This is a genomic window from Stenotrophomonas sp. LMG 10879, assembly GCF_002750935.1.
Lineage (GTDB): Bacteria > Pseudomonadota > Gammaproteobacteria > Xanthomonadales > Xanthomonadaceae > Stenotrophomonas > Stenotrophomonas lactitubi_B.
In genome coordinates, this window is the sequence record NZ_PEJT01000008.1 from 116149 (window position 1) to 137207 (window position 21059).

Genomic DNA, 21059 nt, shown 5'->3' on the forward strand with positions numbered 1-21059 from the left:
GCCTCGGGCAGCGGGGGAGGGGGATTGTCTGGCGGGGCCGCGGACGCGGCGTGGCTGGATGCCGTCGCGCGTGCGACGGGGCGCCAATGGTAGCGGTTTACGCGGGCCGTCGCCGCGTGACCTTGGTCATGCAGCCCAGCCGGAAATGCCGGCCAACGACCGGCACTACCCTCAAGGGCTCAATGCACTTCGTCGTGGTACACGAACTTCGGCATTTCCCAGCGGTAGTGGATCGCCAGCAGGCGCACGGCGAAGCCACCCCCCAGGCAGCACAGGATCGCCGTGGCATCGGCCACGCCCCAGTGCAGCAACAGCAGATACACCGCACCTGTCAGTAGCGAGATGATCGCGTACAGCTCTTTCTGGAAGATCAGCGGCACCTCGTTGCAGAGGATGTCGCGCAGCACGCCGCCGAAGGCGCCGGTGAGCATGCCGGCGATCAGCACGATCGGCAGCGCATGGCCGGCCTCGCGCGCGATCGAGCAGCCGATCAGGGTGAAGGCGATCAGGCCCAGCCCGTCCAGCACCAGGAAGGTGCGGCGGAAGTGATGCATCCAGCGCGCTACCCAGGTGGCGATCAGCGCCGCGCACACGGTGAAGCCCAGGTACTCGGGATGCTTCACCCAGCCCAAGGGATAGTGGCCGAGCAGGATGTCGCGCAGCGAGCCGCCACCGAGGGCGGTGACACAGGCGATCATGACCACGCCGAACAGGTCCATGCGGCGGCGGCCCGCAGACAGGGCACCGGTCATGGCTTCGGCGGAAATGGCGATCAGGTAGATGATGGACAGCAGCATGGACAGGCTCCGGACGCGGTGGGGCCGGCCATGCGCGACCACCGCCATTGCCTGCGCAATGACGGGATGACGATGACCGGTGCCGCTCCCGCTGTCCTTTTGCCTGAGAGTTCAGCGGCGTGAGCCGCGTGCCCCTTCGGCGGATCGTCCCGGGCATGCCCGGTGACCTCTCTCCAGCTCGGCGAGTCGAATGCATGGTTGGTGGGATTCCAGCCCACCGGCCTGAGCGATCATGGGAGCCTGCGCCTTCGGCGGGCGCCAGCGCGGCGCCTCTCTCCTGCATTCGGCCGCCAGTATATCCGCTGCAGTGCAGCACGGCATAATCCGGGCATGGTTTCGCCTTCCCGCCCGTGGTTCCTGTACCTGCTCGAATGCCGCGACGGCAGCTATTACGCCGGCATCAGCACCGACGTGCAGGCCCGTTTCGCCGCCCACCAGGCCGGCAAGGGGGCGCGTTACACCCGGTCACGCCCGCCGCTGCGGGTGCTGGCGGTACGCGAGTACCCGGACAGGGCAGCGGCCTCACGCGCCGAATGGGAGCTCAAGCAGCAGCCGCGCGAGCGCAAGCTGGCCTGGCTGCAGGCGCCGGCCGAGGCTGTTCTGTAGAGCCGAGCCCATGCTCGGCTCTACAACTTCGCCGGTAGATCCACGCCATGCGTGGATGGGGCACATCCGGCCATGCCATGATCGCCCAGCTCTCAGCGCTGGAGACCCGGATGTCCGCCGTTGCCCTGTTGTTCGCGCTTTCCGCAGCAGCAAGCCCCGCTGCCGACGCCGCCACGATCGCCGCCATCGAAGCGACCTGCCACGACTACGTCGACGGTCAGCTGGAAGCCGACCCGCAGCGCGTCGCCCGTTCCCTGCACCCGGACCTGGCCAAGCGCGCGGTGCTCGGTGATACGCCCGACGAACGCCTCGGCCTGCGCCGGATGTCGAAGGAAGAACTGGTTGCGTTGACGAAACAGGGCGCGCTGAAGACCCCGAAGGATCAATGGGACCGCCGTTGCACGGTGCTGGACGTGACCGGCAATGCGGCCTCGGTGCGGCTGGAAACGCCGTGGTTCGTCGACTACTTCCACATGGGCCGCTTCGAGCAGCGCTGGGTCATCGTCAACGCGCTGTGGTACCCAAAGCCGAAGTAGAGCCACCATGCGTGGCTGTGCTCCATGCAGCCTGCACAGAAACTCATCCACGCATGGCGTGGATCTACTGTGTCGGTCGAGGACGTGCCCGTGGCACTACCTATCGCGAAGATTTCTGCCGGACATGAGCGGGGGCCCAGCGGCCCGATGAAGCAGTAGAGCCACGCCACGCGTGGCTACGCTCCATGCAGCCTGCACAGAAATTCATCCACGCATGGCGTGGATCTACTGTGTCGGTCGAGAGGTCACCCACGGCAGTACCTACCGCTTCGGCCGCCGGTCGTCCCGATCATCGCCGAAGATGATGCGCGCGCTGCGCTGGTAGCTCCAGTACGCCACCGCCCAGTTCAACAGCACCACGACGCGGTTGCGGAAACCGATCAGGAAGAACACGTGCGCGGCCAGCCAGAACCACCAGGCCAGCACACCGGACAGCTGCAGCTTGCCCAGGTGCACGATCGCGGCCATGCGGCCGATGGTGGCCAGGTTGCCGAAGTCGGCGTACTTGAACGGCCCCGGCGCGGGCTTGTCGTGCAGGCGTGCGCGAAGCGTTTCCGCCACGTACTTGCCCATCTGCTTGGCGGCCGGGGCCACGCCCGGTACTGGCTTGCCGTTGGCCTGGCCCAGTGCGGCCAGGTCGCCGGCCACGAAAAGTTCGGGATGGCCGGGCAGGGTCAGGTCGGGCTGCACCGGCACGCGTCCGGCACGGTCCAGCGGCACGTCCAGCGTGCGCGCCAACGGCGAGGCGGCGACGCCGGCGGCCCAGACCACGGTGCGCGCGGGCACGAACTGGTCGCCCAGTTTGAAGCCCTGTCCATCGATGTGGCTGACCGGCGTGCCGGTCATCACTTCCACGCCCAGCTTTTCCAGCTGCCGGCGCGCCTTCAGCGAAAGCACTTCAGGGAAGGTCGACAACACGCGCGGACCGGCCTCGACCAGCCGCACCTTGGCGCTGGCCGGATCGATATGGCGGAACTCATTGCGCAGCGTATGCCGGGCGATTTCGGCCAGGGTGCCAGCCAGCTCGACGCCGGTCGGGCCACCACCCACCACCGCAAAGCTCAGCCATGCGGCTTTCTTTGCCGGGTCCGGCTCGGCCTCGGCGCGTTCGAACGCCAGCAGCAGCTTGCGGCGCAGGGCGATGGCATCGTCCAGTGTCTTCAGGCCAGGCGCATCGTCGGCCCATTCGTCATGGCCGAAGTAGGCGTGGGTGGCGCCGGTGGCCAGCAGCAGGCTGTCGTAGTCCAGCGTGCTGCCGTCGGCCATGCGCACCTGGCGGGCTTCCTTGTCGATGGCCACCACTTCGCCCAGCCGCACCTCCACGTTGCGCTGGTGGCCAAGGATGTGGCGCAGCGGTGCGGCGATATCCGGCGCAGACAGTCCCGCGGTGGCCACCTGGTACAGCAGCGGCTGGAACAGGTGGTGGTTGCGACGGTCGACCAGGGTGATGCGTATGCGTTCGCGGGCCAGCGCACGGGTGGCCCACAGGCCGGCGAAACCGCCGCCGACAACGACCAGGTGGGGGACGCGATCACGACTCATCGACTCACTCCAGGGGGGGCATGGGGGAAGTGCCTGGCATCTTCGCATGGCCGGTCCTTGTCACGTCAGCGTGCATCCTGATCGGCGATACTCGGGTTCAGGCAACTGCCCGTGAGGAGTCCATGAGCGAACCGGAAAAGCGCATCGCCCTGTTGATCGACGCCGACAATGCGCCGGCCTCGAAGATCGACGAGGTCCTGGCCGAAGTCGCCCGCTATGGCGTGGCCAACGTGCGCCGTGCCTATGGCAACTGGAAGAGCCCACGGTTGAAAGGGTGGGAGGCGGTGCTGCACGAATACGCGATCCGGCCGATCCAGCAGTTCGCCTACAGCAAGGGCAAGAACGCGTCGGACATGGCGATGGTGATCGACGCGATGGATCTGCTGTACGCGCGCAACCTCGATGGCTTCGCGATCGTGTCCAGCGATGCCGACTTCACCCCGATGGTGATGCGCCTGCTGACCGACGGCGTGAAGGTCTATGGCTTCGGCGAAAAGAAAACCCCGGAACCCTTCGTCAACGCATGCTCGAAGTTCACCTATCTGGAAGCGTTGGGCCAGACCCATGCCAGCGTGCAGGATGTCGAGCAGGCATCGAACGAACCATCATCGAATGAACAGGCGCCCAGCGAACAGGCGGGCAGCGACGATGCGCGCCCGCGCAAGAGCGGGGCGGAAATGCGCAGCGATACACGTCTGGTGAAGATGTTGCGGCGTGCGGTGTCCTCGGCAGAGGGCGAGGATGGCTGGTCGCACCTGGGCCCGGTCGGCAGCCAGATCGGCAACCAGGCCTCGTTCGATCCGCGTAATTACGGGTACGGCAAACTCAGCGACCTGCTGGCCGCGATCGGTCTGTTCGAACTGAAGAAGGACGGTAAATCCTCCTACGTGCGCGCGCTGCCGAAGAAGAACCGGTAACGCGCGGCAACGCAGCACCGCCGGGGTTGGCCCGGCGCTCACCGAAGGCGGATGTGGTAGCGCCGGGCCATGCCCGGCGAATGCCCAATGCAGTCGTTGCGCACGCACACACCCAGGCCGATCAGGCGTATCGTTGCCGCTCGCATTGCCAGCAAGGAAATCCGCATGTTGAAGATCTGGGGTCGCCGCAATTCCAGCAACGTCCGCAAGGTGCTGTGGTGTGCCGAGGAAATCGGCCTGCCGTACGAGTCCATCGAAGTGGGTGGCAGCCACGGTGGCACGCAGTCGCCGGAGTATGTGGCGATGAACCCGAACGGGCTGGTGCCGGTGATCGAAGACCACGGCCTGCCGCTGTGGGAGTCGAACACCATCGTGCGCTACCTCAGTGCGCGCTATTCGCTGGGTACGCTGTACGCGGAAGACGCGATGGAGCGTGCGCAGGCCGAGAAGTGGATGGACTGGAGTACCTCGCGGATGGCGCCGCTGTACTCCGAACTGATCTGGGGCATCATGCGCACCGCGCCGGCCGACCGCGATGAGGCGCGCATCAATGCGGCGATCGTGCGTGCCGGTGATTTCCTGGCGCTGCCCAACGCGACCCTGGCCACGCAGCCGTGGCTGTCGGGCGAGAAATTCGCCATGGGTGACATCGCCCTGGGCTCGTTGATCTACGCGTGGTTCGAGCTGCCGATCCAGCGCCCGGACCTGCCGCACCTGGCCGACTGGTATGGACGCCTGCGCGAGCGCCCGGCGTACCAGCGCGGCGTGATGTCACCGATGACGTAAGCGAAGGGCGACGTTCGGGGTCAGAGCCCTTTTCTGCGAAAAGGGATCCGACCCCAAGCCATCCAGGGCTCTACAGTAGTGCCGAGCCATGCTCGGCAGCGGTCTGCCAGATCAATACAGGTCCGTCGGATCCACATCCAGCGACCAGCGCACCTTGCGTGCCTCCGGCAGCGCGTACAACTGCGGCACCAGCTGTGCCAGCACCCCATGCAGCGGTGGCCGCTGCGCTGCCGACAACAACAACTGCGTGCGCTGGTAGCCGGCACGCCTTGGCATCGGCGCCGGCATCGGCCCATAGGCCTCCACCACGTTCTGTTCGCCCAGCAGTGTGCGCGCGGCCAGCAGGAAGGCATTGGCATGCTCCAGCTGCTGCGCTTCGGCGCGCATCAGCGCCAGGTGCGCGAACGGTGGAAAACCCGCCGCCTCGCGCTGGTTCAATTCGGCCTGCGCGAACGGGTGGTAGCCACCGTTCACCAGCGTCTCCAGCAGCGGATGACCCGGGTGATGGGTCTGCAGCCACACTTCGCCCGGATCGCGCGCGCGACCGGCGCGGCCGGCTACCTGGATCAGCTGCTGCGCCAGTTTTTCGCTGGCGCGGAAATCGGCCGAGAACAGGCCTTCGTCGATGCCCACCACCACCACCAGCGTCAGCTTGGGCAGGTCGTGGCCCTTGGCCAGGATCTGCGTGCCGACCAGGATGCCGGGCTCGTTGCCCAGCTTGGCCAGCTGCTGCTCCAGCGCATCGCGCCGTGCGGTGGTGCCGCGGTCGATGCGCACCACCGGGAAATCGGCGAAGGCACTGACCAGGTGTTCTTCCAGCCGCTCGGTGCCGATGCCCTGCGGCTGCAGCGCCAGGCTGCCACAGGCGGGGCAGGCCAATGGTGCCGGCTGCCGCGCACCACAGTGATGGCATTGCAGGCGACGACCACCGCCATGCACGGTCATCGGTGCATCGCAGCGGTTGCAGGGCGCGGTCCAGCCGCAGTCGTGGCACAGTAGCACCGGCGCATAGCCGCGCCGGTTCTTGAACACCAGCACCTGCTGGCCCCGCTGCAGGTGTTCGCCGATGCCGGCCAGCACGTCGGCGGAAAGGCCATCGCGCAGCGGGCGCTTGCGCACATCGAGGATGCGCACGCGCGGCGGTCGGGCATCACCGGCGCGCTGCTTCAGGCGCAGGTGCGCATAGCGGCCGGCGTAGGCGTTGTGCAGGGTTTCCAATGAGGGCGTGGCGCTGCCCAGCAGTACCGGAACGCCCTGCGCCTTGGCCCGCACCAATGCGAAATCGCGTGCGTGGTAGCGGATGCCGTCCTGCTGCTTGTAGCTGCCGTCGTGCTCTTCGTCGACGATCAGCAGGCCTGGCTGCGGCAGCGGGATGAACACCGCCGAACGCGTACCCACGATCACCCGTGCTTCGCCGCGCGAGGCCGCGGCCCAGACCCGCGCGCGCTCGTTGTCGGTCAGCCCCGAGTGCAGCGCGTGCACGGCAATGCCGAGACGGCCGCGGAAGCGTGCCAGGGTCTGCGGGGTCAGGCCGATCTCGGGCACCAGCACCAGCGCCTGCCTGCCCTGCGCCAGGCAATGGATGATCGCCTGCAGGTAGACCTCGGTCTTGCCGCTGCCGGTCACCCCGTCCAGCAGGAAGGCCTGGAAGCTTTCGGCGGCGGTGATCGCGGCCACGGCCTCGGCCTGCTCCGCATTGAGGGTGGGGCCGGGCAGGGGCTGAGCGTGCTGCGGCGCCACGCTCAGGGCGATGCGCTCGGCCAGCTCGCGCTTGCCCAGGCTGCGTGCGGCCACCCGCCAGTCCGGCATGCGCGCGGACAGGACGTCTTCGTCCACCACCGCCTCGGCCAACAGCTCGGCCAATTGCCGTGGTCGGCTGCCGGCGCGCAGCTTTTCGCGCTGGGCATGGCCCTCCGGTGTCAGCTGCCAGCCCCAGTGATGGGTGTCGGGCAGCGGCTCGCCGTGCCGCAGCGGGCCGGGCAGGGCGGTGCTCAGCACCTCGCCCAGCGGGGCGTGGGTATAGCGGGCCAGCCACTGCAGGCTCTGCCACAGCTCACCCTGCAGCAGCGGCGCCATGTCACACCAGGCCAGCGCCTGGCGCAGCCCCTGGCTGTCCTCGGCCTGCCCGTGGCCGGCCACCACGCCGATCAGTTCGCGGTTGCCGAACGGCACCTTCAGCCGGCAGCCGATCGCCACCGTCGGGCCTTCGCCCTGCGGCGGCAGGTAATCGAACAGGCGCGGCAGGGGGACGGGCAGGGCGACCTGCAGGGTCGGGACAGGGCCGGAATCAGGGGCGAGCATCGGCTCAGTGTAACGGCCCGTGCGAGGGCGCATGGCAGAGGCAGATGCGACTGGCATGCCCTCCAGCGAATCATAAATGTCACCTAAATATCGGTGTCTATTGGAGATTCAGTCTTATCCACATCTTCTGTGGATAAGTCTGTGCGTTAGCGGCTCGTGGCGCCGCATGAGGCCGATGGCGACGGCCTCACGCTTGGGTTGGTCAAAAAATAGCCACACTTTAAATGCAATTAAAATCAACAACTTAAGGGTGAAACATTGCTGAAACAGGGTGAATTCAGCCATTCATCGAGGAATGGCCCGGTTCCCGCGTGGTGCTGTGCACAACCTGCAGCAGAAAGCGTCTGCAATCGCAAGTCCTGCCGGGCAGCGATGGGCTGCCGCTATCATGCCGGCAGACCTTTGGAGTGACCGATGACGGCTGTGCCCGCCCCTGTTTCCTCGACCGCGGCCGGCGCGCTGTCGGCATTTCTGCGTGGCGTCGAACGCCGTGCCCTGGTCGTGGCCGAGCTGCAGTGCGGTGACCCCGCCCGTGCCGAGCAGACGCTGGTGGCGGTGATGCGTGCCTTCGCCGCGGTCGCCAGCGACCTGCCGATGGCGCAGTGGCCCGGCCGCTTCTGGACCCTGCTGGGCCAGCGCCAGGCGCTGCGAGAGCCGGCCACCGGTCAGTGGCCGCCGTCGCTGGCCGCGCTGGGCGACATGGCCCCCCTGCCGCGGCTGGCCCTGCTGCTGCGGGTGGGCGGCAGCCTGGACGAGGGCATCGCCACCCGCGTTCTGGATGTCGACGAGGAGGGCTACCAAGGCCTGCTGGCCACGGCCTGCCCACGCGACGCCACTGGCCAGCCCGACGCCGCTGCATGGCGGACCCTGGCCGAACAGGTGCAGCTGCGTATCCGCGACCTGCCGGCCAAGCGCCTGCAGCAGTTGCAGCAACCGTCCGCGCCAGCGGCCAACAACCAGGCGCCTGCTTCCAGCTGGCGTGCACCGCCGCGCGACGAACGCGCGCCTGCCAGCGGCAAGCGTCGCCGCGCCAATGCCAAGCCACGCTGGCGTGGCCCGGTGATCCTGTTGATCACCGTCGCGGTGCTGCTGTTGGCCGCGCTGGGCTGGCGCCACTGGCAGGGCCGTGCGCTGACCGCCGATGGCCCGCTCCCCGAGGGCGTGGTGGGCGAGGCCGGACCGGTCACCGTCGAGCCGCTGCCCGCCAGCGATGTCCGCCCCACTGCGGGCAGCGATACGCAGGCCAGCGAAGATGCCGCCATGCTGGCCGACCGCGATTACCCGCTGCTGGCCGAGGCCGACATGCATGCCTGGAGTGCTGCCGGTGGCCCGTTGCCGGTGGACGAATCACAACCAAAGCCGACCCGCCCGGAGCCGGTCGGCGCAGCGCTGGAAACCTCGGCTGCCGATGAATAAGCACCTCTTCGCCGGCCTGCTGCTGGCCATGCCGCTGTCGCTGGCTGCCGCTCCGCAATCAGTGAACGTACCGCTGCCGGCACCGTCGGCAACACCGTCGGCGGCTGCGCCCGCGCCCACTGCGGCGGCGGCATTCGCGCAGCTCGATCCCGCCCAGCAACGCCAGCGTCGCAGCGACTACGCCGCGTGGCGGGCGCTGCCAGAGGGGGAACGTGAACGCATCCGCCAGGCCGCCGCCCGCTTCGCCGCGTTGCCGGTCGATCAGCAGCAGCGCCTGCGCACGCAGTTCCAGGCACAGGACCAGGCCTTCCGCGAAGGCTGGCGGCTCGGCCCGCAACTGGGTGCTGAATTTCCCAAGCTGCATGGCCTGTTCGGCTTCGTGCCGCCGCAACAGCGCGACGCGGTCCTTGCCGTGCTGCGCCAGCTGAGCCCGGCGCAGTTGGCGCAGCTGGCCCTGGTCGCCCAGCGCACACCGCCGCAGGAACGCGACAGCGTACGCAGCACATTCCTCACCGTCCCCGCCGCCGAACGCGACACCTGGCTCAAGCGCCAGGCCGGGCAGTAAGCAAAAGGGGAGGGAGGGAACTACGTCATTTCTGGCCCGACTGTGCCTGATACGACTTGATTCCCTCCGTCCTCTTTATGGGGCAGTCATGGGAATGACCGCCCAGCGCGCGTAAGATGGCCGGCCGCAACCCGGTGCCTGTGCCCTTCGCGCGCAACCGTAGTTCGCGTCAAGCACCTTATGTCTACTGCAACCTCCACGCCGCGCTTCAGCAAGGAAGTCGGCGCTACCGGTCTGCTTGCCCTGCCGCTTGTGCTCGGGCACGTCTCCACCGGTCTGATCTCCTTCGTCGACAACGTGATTGCCGGCCACCATGCGACCTCCACCCTGGCCGCAGTGACCATCGGCACTGCGCTGCTGTGGCTGCCGATGCTGATCCCGATCGGTACGCTGATCTCACTCACCGCCTCGGTGTCGCAGCTGCATGGCGCCGGCCGTGAGCGCGAGATCGGCCCGCTGTTCCGGCAGGCGCTGTGGCTGGCGCTGGGCCTGGGCCTGATCATGTTCACCTTCCTCACCGTGGTGCCGCCGCTGCTGCCGGCCTTCGGCATCGCGCCGGACATCGTGCCCGGCGCAACGGCGTTCCTGCATGCGGTGCGCTGGGGGGGGCCGGCGCTGACGCTGTACTTCTGCATGCGCTATCTCAGTGAAGGCATGCATTGGACGCTGCCGACCATGCTGCTCGGTTTTGGTGGCCTGCTGGTACTGGCGCCGATGGGCTACGTGCTGGCCAACGGCAAGCTGGGCTTCCCGGAAATGGGCGCCGAAGGCCTGGGCATCGCCTCGGCGGTGATGATGTGGCTGCAGGCGATCGCCTTTGGTACCTACCTGTGGTTCACCAAGCGCTTTGCCCACCTGCAGCTGTTCTCGCATTTCGAGGGACCGCGCTGGTCAGCGATCTGGGACCTGCTGCGCACCGGCCTGCCGATCGGCATCACCGTGCTGATGGAAGGTGGTCTGTTCATCGTCACTGCATTGCTGATCGGTCGCCTGGGCGCCAATGAAGCGGCCGCGCACCAGATCGCGATCAACGTGGCGCAGCTGTGCTTCATGATCCCGATGGGCGTGGCCGAGGCGACCACCGTGCGTGTCGGTCATGCGGTTGGCCGTGGCGATGGCTTCGGCGTGCGCCGCGCGGCGTGGGCCGGCTACGCGATCATCATGGGTACGCAGACGCTGTCGGCGGCGGCGCTGCTGTTCGGCCACGACGCCATCGTCGGCGTCTACACCAACGACCTGGCCGTGGCTGGTCTGGCCTCGACCCTGCTGCTGTACGCGGCCACCTTCCAGTTCCCCGATGGCATCCAGGTGCTGTCGGCCGGTGCGCTGCGCGGACTGAAGGACACCCGCGTGCCGATGTTCATCGCCATGTTCGCCTATTGGGGCCTGGGCATGCCGCTGGGCGCCGGGCTCGGCCTCGGCCTGGGCATGGGCCCGCAGGGCATGTGGATCGGCCTGATCGTCGGCCTGACGGCGGCGGCAATCCTGATGGGCTGGCGCCTGAGTCGCAGCAGCAAGCGCATCGGCCAGTCCACGCTGGCCTGACATCACGCCGGTCCAGGGCAACCGTGACCGGCGATCCCCTGACTTGTGTCCGATGCTGCCTCACGCGGCACCGGCTATGCTGTCACCACGGCAAGAAGCCATCCGGAGTGCTCCATGAACCAACCCGTGCCGCCGCTGCCCCCGGCGAACCGCAATCCAGTCGCCAGCTTCTTCATCGGGCTGTGGGACGTGATGAATTTCACCCGCCGGTTGATCCTCAACCTGGTGTTCTTCGGCCTGTTGCTGCTGGTGCTGGTGATGTTCATCGTCGCTGCGGGCATGGGCGCAGGTGCCAGCAAATCGCTGCAGGACCGCACCACCCTGGTGATCGCGCCGGAAGGACGCCTGGTCGAGCAGTACAGCGCCGATCCGGTCAGTCGCGCGCTGGCCAAGGCCGTTGGTGACAACGGTGCCGAGGAAGTGCAGCTGCGCGATCTGATCCGGGTGATCGAGAGCGCGCGCGATGACAAGAAGATCGAGCGGGTGGTGCTGGAGCTGGACAAGTTGCAGCCGTCCGGTTTCGCCTCGCTGCGTGAAGTGTCCGCTGCGCTGCAGGACCTGCGCGCTTCGGGCAAGCAGCTGGTCGCCTTCAGCGAGAGCATGGGGCAGTCGCAGTACCTGCTGGCCGCACAGGCCGACGAGGTCTATCTGGACCCGATGGGGTCGGTGGTGCTGGAAGGCCTGGGCCGCTACCGCCAGTACTTCCGCACCGGCCTGCAGGACAAGCTGGGCGTGGACGTGCACCTGTTCAAGGTGGGCGAGTACAAGTCGGCCGCCGAGCCGTACGTGCTCGACGCGGCGTCGCCGGCCTCCAAGGAAGCCGATCTGTTCTGGATGAACGATGTGTGGCAGCGCTACCTCGGCGACATCGCCAAGGCCCGCCGCCTGGATCCGGCGCAGCTGGCGGCCGGCATCGATACCCTGCCTGAAGGTGTGGCTGCCGCTGGCGGCGACCTGGCCAAGTTCGCCCTGCAGCAGAAGCTGGTGACCGCGCTGAAGACCCGCGAGGAATTCGAGGATCTGATGATCGAGCGCGGCGTGGCCGATGAAGACGCCGACGGTGGCTTCCGCAACATCGATTTCGGCACCTACATGGCCCAGCTCGATGCGCGCCGCAACCCGGTTGATTCGCGTCCGCAGGTCGCGGTGGTGGTGGCCTCCGGTGAAATCAGCGGCGGCGATCTGCCGGCCGGCCGCATCGGTGGTGAATCGACCTCGGCGCTGCTGCGTGCGGCGCGCGACGATGACGACGTCAAGGCCGTGGTGCTGCGCGTGGATTCGCCGGGTGGCGAAGTCTATGCCTCCGAGCAGATCCGTCGCGAAGTGGTGGCCCTGCAGGCCGCCGGCAAGCCGGTGGTGGTGTCGATGGGCGACCTCGCTGCGTCCGGTGGTTACTGGATCAGCATGAACGCCGATCGCATCTATGCCGACCCGTCGACCATCACCGGTTCGATCGGCATCTTCGGCATGATCCCGAACTTCAGCCGTGCGCTGGACAAGTTCGGCGTGCACACCGATGGCGTCGGCACCACCCGTTTCGCCGGTGCCTTCGATGTCACCCGGCCGATGGACCCGGCGGTGGGCCAGGTCATCCAGTCGGTGATCAACAAGGGCTATGCCGATTTCACCGGCCGTGTCGCCGAGGCCCGCAAGAAGCCGGTCGAGGCGATCGATGAAGTGGCCCGTGGACGTGTCTGGAGCGGTGCGCAGGCCAAGGAACGCGGTCTGGTCGACGCCTTCGGTGGCCTGAAGGATGCCGTGGCTGACGCTGCCGGTCGGGCCAAGCTGGGTGCGACCGACAAGTACCGCGTGCGTTACATCGAGAAGGCGGCGACGCCGTTCGCGCAGTTCGTCAGCGGCTTCGCCGGCAGCCACGCCGGCGCCTGGATGCTGGCCGATTCCGGCGTGGGCCGGATGATGCTGGCGCGCACGATGCCGGAAATCGATACCCAGCTGCGCTTCGTCGAGAACGCGGCCCGCGAGAAGGGCAACGGTGCACCGGTGAAGTCCTTGGCGTATTGCTTCTGCGGGTTCTGATGGCCGATCAGCGATGTCCACGCATGGCGTGGATCTACTGAACACACAACGCCCGGCCTTGGCCGGGCGTTGTTGCATGCGGGCATCTACTGCGCGTCGGCCTCTGCCTTGCGCTCGCGTTCGGCCGCCTCGTCCATGGTCTTCTGCACGCCTTTGGCGCGGTCCAGGGGGTGATTGACTGCCTTGGCCAATGCCTGCGGTTCCGGTGGTCGTTCCGGATTCGGCGGTGCAGGGCGCTGGCACCCGGCCAGCACGACTGCCGACAGCAGGACGGGAATCAGGACGCGCATGGCAGCTCTCCACGAGGGGCGTGGGGCCAGTGTCGCATCACGGGCGGGGGACGCTCGTGAGCGCGTATCCTTGCCGCATCGAAACACAGTGGGCGCGGCCCCGGAGGACATATGACCCAGCAACGGTGGCGCCTGGATGGGCAGACGGCGCTGATCACGGGTGCCAGCGCCGGTATCGGTCTGGCGATCGCACATGAATTGGCCGGTCTCGGCGCCGATCTGATGATCGTCGGCCGCGACCTGGATATGCTGGAGAGTGCCCGCGACGAGCTGCTGGATGTGTATCCGCAGCACCAGGTGCACGCATTGGCCGCCGATGTGTCCGACGACGAAGACCGCCGGCAGATCCTGGACTGGGTCGAGGACCACGCCGACGGCCTGCACATCCTGGTCAACAATGCCGGTGGCAACATCACCAAGCCCGCCACCGAGTACTCCGAAGACGAGTGGCGCGGCATTTTCGAAACCAATCTGTTCTCGGCGTTCGAGCTGTCGCGCTATGCGCATCCGTTGCTCGCGCGCCACGCGTCGTCAGCCATCGTCAACGTCGGCAGCGTGTCCGGCTTGACCCATGTGCGCAGCGGCGTGGTCTATGGCATGACCAAGGCGGCGATGCACCAGATGACCCGCAATCTCGCCGTGGAGTGGGCCGAGGACGGCATCCGGGTCAACGCGGTGGCGCCGTGGTACATCCGCACCCGTCGCACCTCCGGCCCGCTGTCCGATACCGACTACTACGAGGAAGTGATCGGGCGCACGCCGATGCGGCGCATCGGTGAGCCGGAGGAAGTGGCCTCGGCCGTGGGCTTCCTGTGCCTGCCGGCGTCGAGCTATGTCACCGGCGAATGCATCGCGGTGGATGGCGGCTTCCTGCGTTACGGGTTCTGACGACGCCCGCTCGCTGGCCTCACTGCGGCACCGGGCAGTTGCTGGCTTCCAGTACGGCCTGCAGGCGCTCACGTTCGCTGCGCGCCGTCGGCTGATTCTCCGGTGCGGCGAACCGCTCGCGACCCCGTGCATCGCGGAAGCGCTGTTGCCAGCTGCCGCAGCGCTGCGCTTCGGCTACTTCGGTGCAGCGGTCGCGGACCACTTCGCAGCTGGCGGCGTTGACCGGTGTCGCCCCGCCCAGGCCCTGTACGTTCAACAGTTCGCAATGACCCGGTGCGGCTTCGTACTCATGCAGGTACGAGCTTCCCTCGCTGCTGAGGCATTGATAGATCGCCGGCAGCGGTGGCTTTGGCGGTGCGTTGTCATCCACGGCCGTGGCGTCGCCCGAACGCGGCAGCATCGCGCTGTCGAGTATGGCGTCGCCGCCTTCGTGCTCGACCATGCGTGCTTCCATGATCGTTCGGCCCTCACGTGGTTGCGTTGCTGCAGGCCCGGCGGCGGCATCTACGGACGGCACCGCTGCAGGCGGCGGAGTGGGGCTGTTCTGCACCGGCGCGACCGGTGCCGCCGGCGCAGTCGCAGGGATGCGCTGGATCTGCTGGCGGGTACCAGCGGGGCAGGGGGTGCGTTGCAGCGTGGGAACATCGCTGCTGCCCATGCAGCGGTAGATCACCATGTCATCGGCCAACGCGCTGCCGGGCAGCAGGCCGATGGCCAGCCAGATCAGTTTTCTCATCATGCGTGCAGCCTACAGCCGTGGCCGATGCGCTGGTAGTTGCCAACCCTGGTTGGCACCGCTGTCTGCCAGCGCCCACCAAGGTGGGCGTCTACCAACGCGGGGCACAGCCCTCAGCGCAGGGCTCACACGCCCTGGTAGAGCTGCCAACCCTGGTTGGCACTGCTGTCTGCAAGCGCCCACCAAGGTGGGCCTCTACCAAAGCGCGCGGCACACCCCCCGGCGCGGGGCTCAGCGGCCGCAATCCTGCGCCAGCCGTGCATCGATGCCGCGCTGCTCGTTGCTGATCGCGGTGCGCTCGCTCTGCAGTGCGCTGTTGTAGCGCCGGTCCAGTTCCCAGCGACGATCACGCAGGCGTGCGCATACTTCCTGGGGGGGCAGGGCGTGACAGGTATCGCGAACCAGAATGTTGCCGGCAGGCACGTTGACACCGACGCCCACCGACGGCGGACGATAGACCGGTGGTCGACCACCGATGGAGGCATCGATGGTGCTGCCGCTACCGGCCGGGCGCGGCCCTGGATGCGGTCCGGGTCGCCCGCCGCCAGGATGGCCATGCGGATACCAGACCGTGGTCCACAGCGGCACCCAGCGCGGATTCCCTTCGTTGTTGTCGCTGGTGTAGCGGTCGCCGTCTTCACTCACGCATTCGTACATCGGCTGTGGCGGCTGGATGTAGACATGGCGCACCTCGCGCTCGCGCATCGGCGGTGCCTGCGCCGGTGAGGGCACTGCGGCGTCGGTGCTGACCACCCGTGGCGGCGGGTCGCGTGGGCGTTGCAGGTCGCGCACTTGCTGGCGGCCGGCAGTGCAGGGCTTGTCCTGCAGGGCGACGGCACCATTGCTGCCGACGCAGCGGTAGACCCGCACATCGTCAGCGGCAAGTGCCGGCAACGGCAGCAGCAGGACCAGGCACAGGACAGGGCGCAGCAGGGTCATATGCGCAGCGTGCGCGATCGGCAACGCCGACGCAATCAATCTGTCAGGAGCGCAGTACGTTGCCACTGAGCGCGTCGCGGATCGGTGTGGGCTGGGCCAGGCCACCGGTTTGTCCATGAAGGATGCCGTCGAGCAGGCGCAGCAGGCGCGGGTCCAGTTCTTCGCGGCTGCGCGCGGGTGGCTCGCCGGCAAGGTTGGCGCTGGTGGAGACCAGCGGGCCACCCCAGGCCTGGCACAGCGCTGCGACCAGGGGGTGGGCGCTGATACGTACCGCGATGCCGCTATGTTCGCCGGTGATCCAGCCGGGGGCGCGCGTACCGGCGGGCAGGATCCAGGTGTTGGCGCCGGGCCAGCTGGCAAGCACCGCGCGCTGGCGTGCATCGGGCAGCGCCTGCAGGCGCACCCAGCCCTGCAGCTGCGACAGTTCCGCGGCCACCAGGATCATGCCTTTCTCGATCGGGCGCTGCTTCAGCCGCAGCAGCAGGTGCACCGCTGCCTCATGCGAAGGGTCGCAGCCCAGGCCCCAGACGGCTTCGGTCGGGTAGGCGATCACCCCGCCACTGCGAAGCGTGGCGACTGCGGTGTCCAGTGTGAGTTCTTTCATGGCGGCGACCGGGCCCGGCGTGGGCCTTCATTATCCCCCCGCTGCGTGCACAACGGGTGGAGCAGTGGGTGCGGACCGTTGGTCCGCACACCTTGGCAGATCATCCACGCATGGCGTGGATCTACTTGGCGGCTTTCTTGGCCGGGGCCTTCTTCACCGCTTTCTTGGTGGCCTTCTTCGCCGCCTTCTTTGCCGGCGCCTTCTTGGCAGCGGCCTTCTTCGGCGCGGCTTCCTTCTTCACTGCCGCTTTCTTTGCCGGGGCCTTCTTCGCGGCGGCCTTCTTGGCGCCGAAGCCCTTGCGCACCGGTTTGCCGGTCTCTTCCATCAACTGCTGCACTTCGGCCAGGGTCAGCGATGCCGGCTCACGATCCTTGGGGATCTTGCCGTTCATCTTGCCGTCGCTGATGTACGGGCCGAAACGACCGTTCAGCACCTGGATGTCGCTGCCCTCGAATTCCTTGATGATCCGGTTGCGCGCGATTTCTTCCTTCTCTTCGATCAGGAACACGGCGCGGGCCAGGTCGATGGTGTACGGGTCGTCTTCCTTCTTCAGCGAGGCATAGGTGCTGCCGCGCTTGGCGAACGGGCCGAAGCGGCCGATGCCGACGCTGACGTCCTCGCCCTTGTCCTCACCCAGCGCGCGCGGCATCAGGAACAGCTCCAGCGCGTCTTCCAGGGAAATGGTGTGCATCGACTGGCCCGGCCGCAACGAGGCGAACTTGGGCTTGTCCTCGGCATCCTCGGCCGTGCTGCCGATGGCTGCGTAAGGCCCGAACCGGCCCAGGCGCACGCTGACCGGCTTGCCGGTCTTCGGGTCGGTGCCGAGCTCGCGCGCACCACTGGCCTCGGCGCGGTCGACCGATTCCTTCTTGTCTTCGACCAGTTCCTTGAACGGTCCCCAGAAACGCGACATCAGCGGAATCCACTCTTCCTCGCCGCGCGAGACGGCATCGAGCTCGTCTTCCAGCTTGGCGGTGAAGTCGTAGTCGACGTACTGGGTGAAGTGGCTGGACAGGAACTTGGATACCGCACGGCCGACATCGGACGGGCGGAAGCTGCGGCCTTCCATTTCCACGTACTTGCGGAACAGCAGGGTCTGGATGATCGAGGCGTAGGTCGAAGGACGGCCGATGCCATATTCTTCCAGCGCCTTCACCAGCGCCGCTTCGGTGAAGCGCGGCGGCGGCTGGGTGAAATGCTGGTCGGCCACGATGCGTTCCAGCGGCACGCGGTCGCCGGGCTTCATCGCCGGCAGCTTGCGGCCTTCGTCGTCATCCTCGGCGCTCTTGCTGTCCTTGCCTTCCTCGTACACGGCCAGGAAGCCGGGCACGACCACCGTGGTGCCGCTGGCGCGGAACACATGTTCGCTGCCGGCCGACAGATCCACGCTGACGGTGTTGAGCGTGGCCGGAATCATCTGGCAGGCCACTGCACGCTTCCAGATCAGCTCGTACAGCTTGCGCTCGTCGTCGGTCAGGAACCGTGCGACCTGGGCCGGGGTGCGCAGTGCCGAGGTCGGACGCACCGCTTCGTGCGCTTCCTGCGCGTTCTTGGACTTGGTCTGGTAGGTGTTGGGCTGGTCGGGCAGCGAGGCGATGCCGTAGTCACGGGCGATCACGTCGCGGATTTCGGCCAGCGCGTCCTGCGACAGGTTCACCGAGTCGGTACGCATGTACGAGATCAGGCCGACCGTGCCTTCGTCGCCGCCGATATCCACGCCTTCGTACAGCTTCTGCGCGACCTGCATGGTCTTGCGGGTGGTGAAACCCAGCTTGCGCGAGGCTTCCTGCTGCAGCGTGGAGGTGGTGAACGGCGGCGCGGGGCGACGCTTGCGCTCCTTGCTGGCCACGTCGGTGACGTGCAGGGCGCCCTGTGCGGCCTGCTGGATGCGCAGGCGGGCGGCCTCGGCGGTGTCGCCGTCGGTGACGGTGAACTGCTCGAACTTCTGCCCGTCCAGCTTGATCAGCTTGGCGTTGAAGTGCTGCGAGGGGTGCGCGCACTCGGCGGCGATCGACCAGTACTCGCGGGCGATGAAGGCTTCGATCTCTTCCTCGCGCTCGACGATCATGCGCAGCGCCGGGCTCTGCACGCGGCCGGCGGACAGGCCGCGCTGGACCTTGCGCCACAGCACCGGCGACAGGTTGAAGCCGACCAGGTAGTCCAGCGCGCGGCGCGCCTGCTGGGCATCGACCAAGTCGCTGGCGATCTCGCGCGGCTGGCTGATGGCTTCCTTGATCGCGCGCGGGGTGATCTCGGTGAAGACCACGCGCTGCATCGACTTGTCCTTGACCAGCCCACGCTCTTTCAGGATCTCGGCGATATGCCAGCTGATCGCTTCACCCTCGCGATCCGGGTCGGTCGCCAGCAGGATGTCGTCGGCGCCCTTTGCGGCCTTGGCGATCGCATCGACATGCTTTTCGTTCTTCTCGATCACGTCGTAATGCATGGCGAACCCGTTGTCCGGGTCAACCGCGCCTTCCTTCGGGATCAGGTCACGCACGTGCCCATACGAGGCCAGGACCGTGTAGTCCTTGCCGAGGTATTTGTTGATCGTCTTGGCTTTGGCCGGCGATTCAACGATGAGCAGGTGCTTGGGCATGGCAGCAGGGTCTGTGGGTAAGCCGCGGGGAAGGGCCGCTAGGGTGGAGCAAACGGCCGCATTAGTGAAGCGGCCACGGGCAAATCAATAAACTGAACGCCCGGGACTGTGCCGGGCGTTCAGGTTTCACCTTATTAGAGGAATCACGCCCGGCCTGCCATTGTCAAGCAGGGAGGCGTGAGGATGGCCGTCCGCGACGGCGCATTGGCCCTCGATCCCGGCTCACGATGCCATGTTGGCGATGACGCCGACAGCGAGGATGATCGCGGCGAAACCGGCCAGCACCAGCAGGCCGCCCAGCACCAGGATCACGATGGTCACCGTGCCCAGCTCGCGGCGCTGCAGCTGCGGCTGGTCGGTGTAGGCCCAGCGGTCGACCACCACGGTGTCGCAGATCAGGTCATGCAGGCCCTGCTTGCGCTCGGTGAAGGCGGCCATCAGGTAGCCGATGCACAGGGTCAGGCCACTGAGGAGGGTGGCGAAGTAGCGGCCGATGCTGCGGCCCAGGGTCAGGCGATCACCGTTGCCGCGCACGACCTTGATGCCGATGGCCATCTTGCCGAGGGTGGCGCCGCCACGGGAGGCATGGAACCAGCCGTAGTAGGCGGCGGCGATGAACAGGCCAGCCAGGCCACTGATCAGCTGGGTGACCACTTCCACCGCTGTTTCGCCGCTGCCGGTGGCCCCCATGCCGGCGCCGAGCACGAAGCCCAGCACACCACCGACCACACCGCTGGGAATCAGCAAGACGAAATAGTCGATCAGGTAGGCGGCAAAGCGCTTCCAGAAGCCGGCGTAGACCACTTCACCGCCCTGCACCGGCTGCGAATAGTCACCGCCGCCTGCGCCGGGCGCGGTGTACGGTGAGCTGCTGAGGGCGCCGGTGCCCGGCAGGGGCGCGGTGCCGTTGTCGATCGCGGCGTAGTCGTTGCGCAGGTCGAAGCCACCGGCGGCGGTGGAGGTGCTGGCATCGGCCAGGGTCTGCAGGCCCAGCTCTTCCACCATCTGCCGCAGCGGTGCCCACTGGCCCATGCCTTCGCGCCAGACCAGGGTGTCCAGGTTCAACTGGCCGCGCTGGAAACGCTGGCGAATCTCGGTGACCTCCAGCGGTCCCTGGCGTTGCTGTCCTTCGGCGTAGTACCACTCAGTCATTGCATGTCCCCTGTTGGGTCGTCCTTGGTGGGTTGCCCGATGCGCGGCTCAGCCGCGGCATTGCGTGGGCAGATACTTGTCGTCGCTTTCGCCGCTGCATTCCCAGCGCCCGCTGTCGCGGTCGTACTCGAGCCACAGCAGGTCGCCATCCTGGCTCTTGCCCGGAAACGCCAGCGTCGCTTCGATACCGCAATGGCCATTGTTGAAGCGGCCGATATGCACGGCCGACAGGCCCTGGCCTGCGAATTCGTCCGCCGCCGGGAAGCCGGCGTCGTTGGCGCCCGGGCAACGGCCCTGATCATCGGCGAAGTGCTGGACCTTGTCCTTCAGTGGCTGCAGCGCCGTGATAGCGCCGGCGACCTTGGCCTTGACGGTGTAGTCGTTGTACGCGGGCAGGGCGATGGCTGCCAGGATGGCCAGGATCGGCACCACCACCAGCAGGGCAACGCCGCCGATGATGGCGGTCAACGCGCAGCCGGACAGGCCCTTCTTCGCCACCGGTGCAGCGTCCATCGGCGTGGTCGCGTACGGAGAGGCGGGTGGCAGGGTGGGCGGCAGAGGCGCGGCAGGAGGTGGCGGTGGCGCGGTGGCGGCTGCATCAACCGCGGGCACGATCAGGCCCAGTTCGTCGACCACGTTGCGCAACGGCTGCCATTGCGGCAAGCCGTCGCGCCATACCAGGGTGTCCAGGGTGATCTGGTTGCTACGGAACAGCTCGATCAACTGTTCCGAGGGCAACGGGCCTTGCTGGCGGTTGCCTTCGGCATGGAACCACTCACTCACGGGGGACGCTCCTGAATGCG

At 67.3% G+C, this 21059-nt stretch carries 19 protein-coding genes and 2 riboswitches; of the genes, 9 read left to right on the forward strand and 10 right to left on the reverse strand.

Going from position 1 to position 21059, the window contains the following annotated elements:
* Window positions 1–179: 179 nt before the first annotated feature.
* Window positions 180–797 (reverse strand): trimeric intracellular cation channel family protein, encoded by a 618-nt coding sequence (locus CR919_RS13895; RefSeq protein WP_032952083.1) that lies wholly within the window; start codon window positions 795–797, stop codon window positions 180–182.
* An 83-nt stretch (window positions 798–880) separates the two neighbouring features.
* Window positions 881–984: riboswitch (glycine riboswitch) on the reverse strand.
* A gap of 13 nt (window positions 985–997) precedes the next feature.
* A riboswitch (glycine riboswitch) is annotated at window positions 998–1087 on the reverse strand.
* Window positions 1088–1127: 40 nt separating this feature from the next.
* Between CR919_RS13895 and CR919_RS13900 the strand changes: the two genes are divergently transcribed.
* Together CR919_RS13900 and CR919_RS13905 are read left to right on the forward strand one after the other, a co-directional pair.
* The gene (locus tag CR919_RS13900; protein ID WP_099820506.1) at window positions 1128–1403 is read left to right on the forward strand and encodes a GIY-YIG nuclease family protein; all 276 of its coding nucleotides are present in this window, start codon (window positions 1128–1130) and stop codon (window positions 1401–1403) included.
* 110 nt (window positions 1404–1513) lie between these two features.
* On the forward strand, window positions 1514–1939 hold the full coding sequence (locus CR919_RS13905) for a nuclear transport factor 2 family protein (RefSeq protein WP_099820507.1): 426 nt from the start codon (window positions 1514–1516) through the stop codon (window positions 1937–1939).
* Between the two features lie 261 nt (window positions 1940–2200).
* Here CR919_RS13905 and CR919_RS13910 read toward each other — a convergent pair whose 3' ends face one another.
* Window positions 2201–3481 carry an NAD(P)/FAD-dependent oxidoreductase gene (locus CR919_RS13910; protein WP_099820508.1) on the reverse strand — a complete coding sequence of 427 codons (1281 nt, stop codon included), beginning with the start codon at window positions 3479–3481 and terminating at the stop codon, window positions 2201–2203.
* Between the two features lie 122 nt (window positions 3482–3603).
* Between CR919_RS13910 and CR919_RS13915 the strand changes: the two genes are divergently transcribed.
* Window positions 3604–4398, forward strand: coding sequence for an NYN domain-containing protein (locus tag CR919_RS13915; protein WP_099820509.1), 795 nt, complete (start codon window positions 3604–3606; stop codon window positions 4396–4398).
* A 165-nt stretch (window positions 4399–4563) separates the two neighbouring features.
* Entirely contained in the window at window positions 4564–5184 is a 621-nt protein-coding gene (locus CR919_RS13920; RefSeq protein WP_099820510.1) for a glutathione S-transferase, read from the forward strand.
* Between the two features lie 111 nt (window positions 5185–5295).
* On the opposite strand, the gene CR919_RS13925 is transcribed toward CR919_RS13920, so the two are convergent.
* Complete coding sequence (locus tag CR919_RS13925; protein WP_099820511.1) at window positions 5296–7485, reverse strand: primosomal protein N'; 2190 nt, start codon at window positions 7483–7485, stop codon at window positions 5296–5298.
* Window positions 7486–7899: 414 nt separating this feature from the next.
* Between CR919_RS13925 and CR919_RS13930 the strand changes: the two genes are divergently transcribed.
* The 4 genes from CR919_RS13930 to sppA all read left to right on the forward strand — a co-directional run bounded on the left by CR919_RS13930 (window position 7900) and on the right by sppA (window position 13048).
* Window positions 7900–8901, forward strand: coding sequence for a hypothetical protein (locus CR919_RS13930; RefSeq protein ID WP_099820512.1), 1002 nt, complete (start codon window positions 7900–7902; stop codon window positions 8899–8901).
* Window positions 8894–9466: a DUF3106 domain-containing protein gene (locus tag CR919_RS13935; protein WP_099820513.1), complete on the forward strand. Its 573-nt coding sequence runs from the start codon at window positions 8894–8896 to the stop codon at window positions 9464–9466. Before CR919_RS13930 ends, CR919_RS13935 begins: the two co-directional genes overlap by 8 nt.
* Before the next feature lie 180 nt (window positions 9467–9646).
* Window positions 9647–11011, forward strand: coding sequence for an MATE family efflux transporter (locus CR919_RS13940; protein WP_032976478.1), 1365 nt, complete (start codon window positions 9647–9649; stop codon window positions 11009–11011).
* A gap of 114 nt (window positions 11012–11125) precedes the next feature.
* On the forward strand, window positions 11126–13048 hold the full coding sequence (gene sppA, locus CR919_RS13945) for a signal peptide peptidase SppA (RefSeq protein WP_099820514.1): 1923 nt from the start codon (window positions 11126–11128) through the stop codon (window positions 13046–13048).
* An 86-nt stretch (window positions 13049–13134) separates the two neighbouring features.
* On the opposite strand, the gene CR919_RS13950 is transcribed toward sppA, so the two are convergent.
* Window positions 13135–13338: a hypothetical protein gene (locus CR919_RS13950; RefSeq protein WP_099820515.1), complete on the reverse strand. Its 204-nt coding sequence runs from the start codon at window positions 13336–13338 to the stop codon at window positions 13135–13137.
* A gap of 111 nt (window positions 13339–13449) precedes the next feature.
* On the opposite strand from CR919_RS13950, the gene CR919_RS13955 reads away from it, so the two are divergent.
* A complete protein-coding gene (locus CR919_RS13955) occupies window positions 13450–14226 on the forward strand; it encodes an SDR family oxidoreductase (RefSeq protein ID WP_025879399.1) in 777 nt (258 codons plus the stop codon).
* Window positions 14227–14245: 19 nt separating this feature from the next.
* Here CR919_RS13955 and CR919_RS13960 read toward each other — a convergent pair whose 3' ends face one another.
* From CR919_RS13960 to CR919_RS13985, 6 genes are all read right to left on the reverse strand, one after another.
* Window positions 14246–14962: a hypothetical protein gene (locus tag CR919_RS13960; protein ID WP_099820516.1), complete on the reverse strand. Its 717-nt coding sequence runs from the start codon at window positions 14960–14962 to the stop codon at window positions 14246–14248.
* Window positions 14963–15193: 231 nt separating this feature from the next.
* A complete protein-coding gene (locus CR919_RS13965; RefSeq protein ID WP_099820517.1) occupies window positions 15194–15901 on the reverse strand; it encodes a hypothetical protein in 708 nt (235 codons plus the stop codon).
* A 43-nt stretch (window positions 15902–15944) separates the two neighbouring features.
* Window positions 15945–16505 carry a Sua5/YciO/YrdC/YwlC family protein gene (locus CR919_RS13970; RefSeq protein WP_099820518.1) on the reverse strand — a complete coding sequence of 187 codons (561 nt, stop codon included), beginning with the start codon at window positions 16503–16505 and terminating at the stop codon, window positions 15945–15947.
* Between the two features lie 121 nt (window positions 16506–16626).
* Window positions 16627–19104: a DNA topoisomerase I gene (locus CR919_RS13975; protein ID WP_099820519.1), complete on the reverse strand. Its 2478-nt coding sequence runs from the start codon at window positions 19102–19104 to the stop codon at window positions 16627–16629.
* Between the two features lie 222 nt (window positions 19105–19326).
* Window positions 19327–20256, reverse strand: coding sequence for an RDD family protein (locus CR919_RS13980; RefSeq protein WP_099820520.1), 930 nt, complete (start codon window positions 20254–20256; stop codon window positions 19327–19329).
* 48 nt (window positions 20257–20304) lie between these two features.
* Window positions 20305–21039, reverse strand: coding sequence for a GYF domain-containing protein (locus CR919_RS13985; protein ID WP_099820521.1), 735 nt, complete (start codon window positions 21037–21039; stop codon window positions 20305–20307).
* Window positions 21040–21059: the final 20 nt, after the last annotated feature.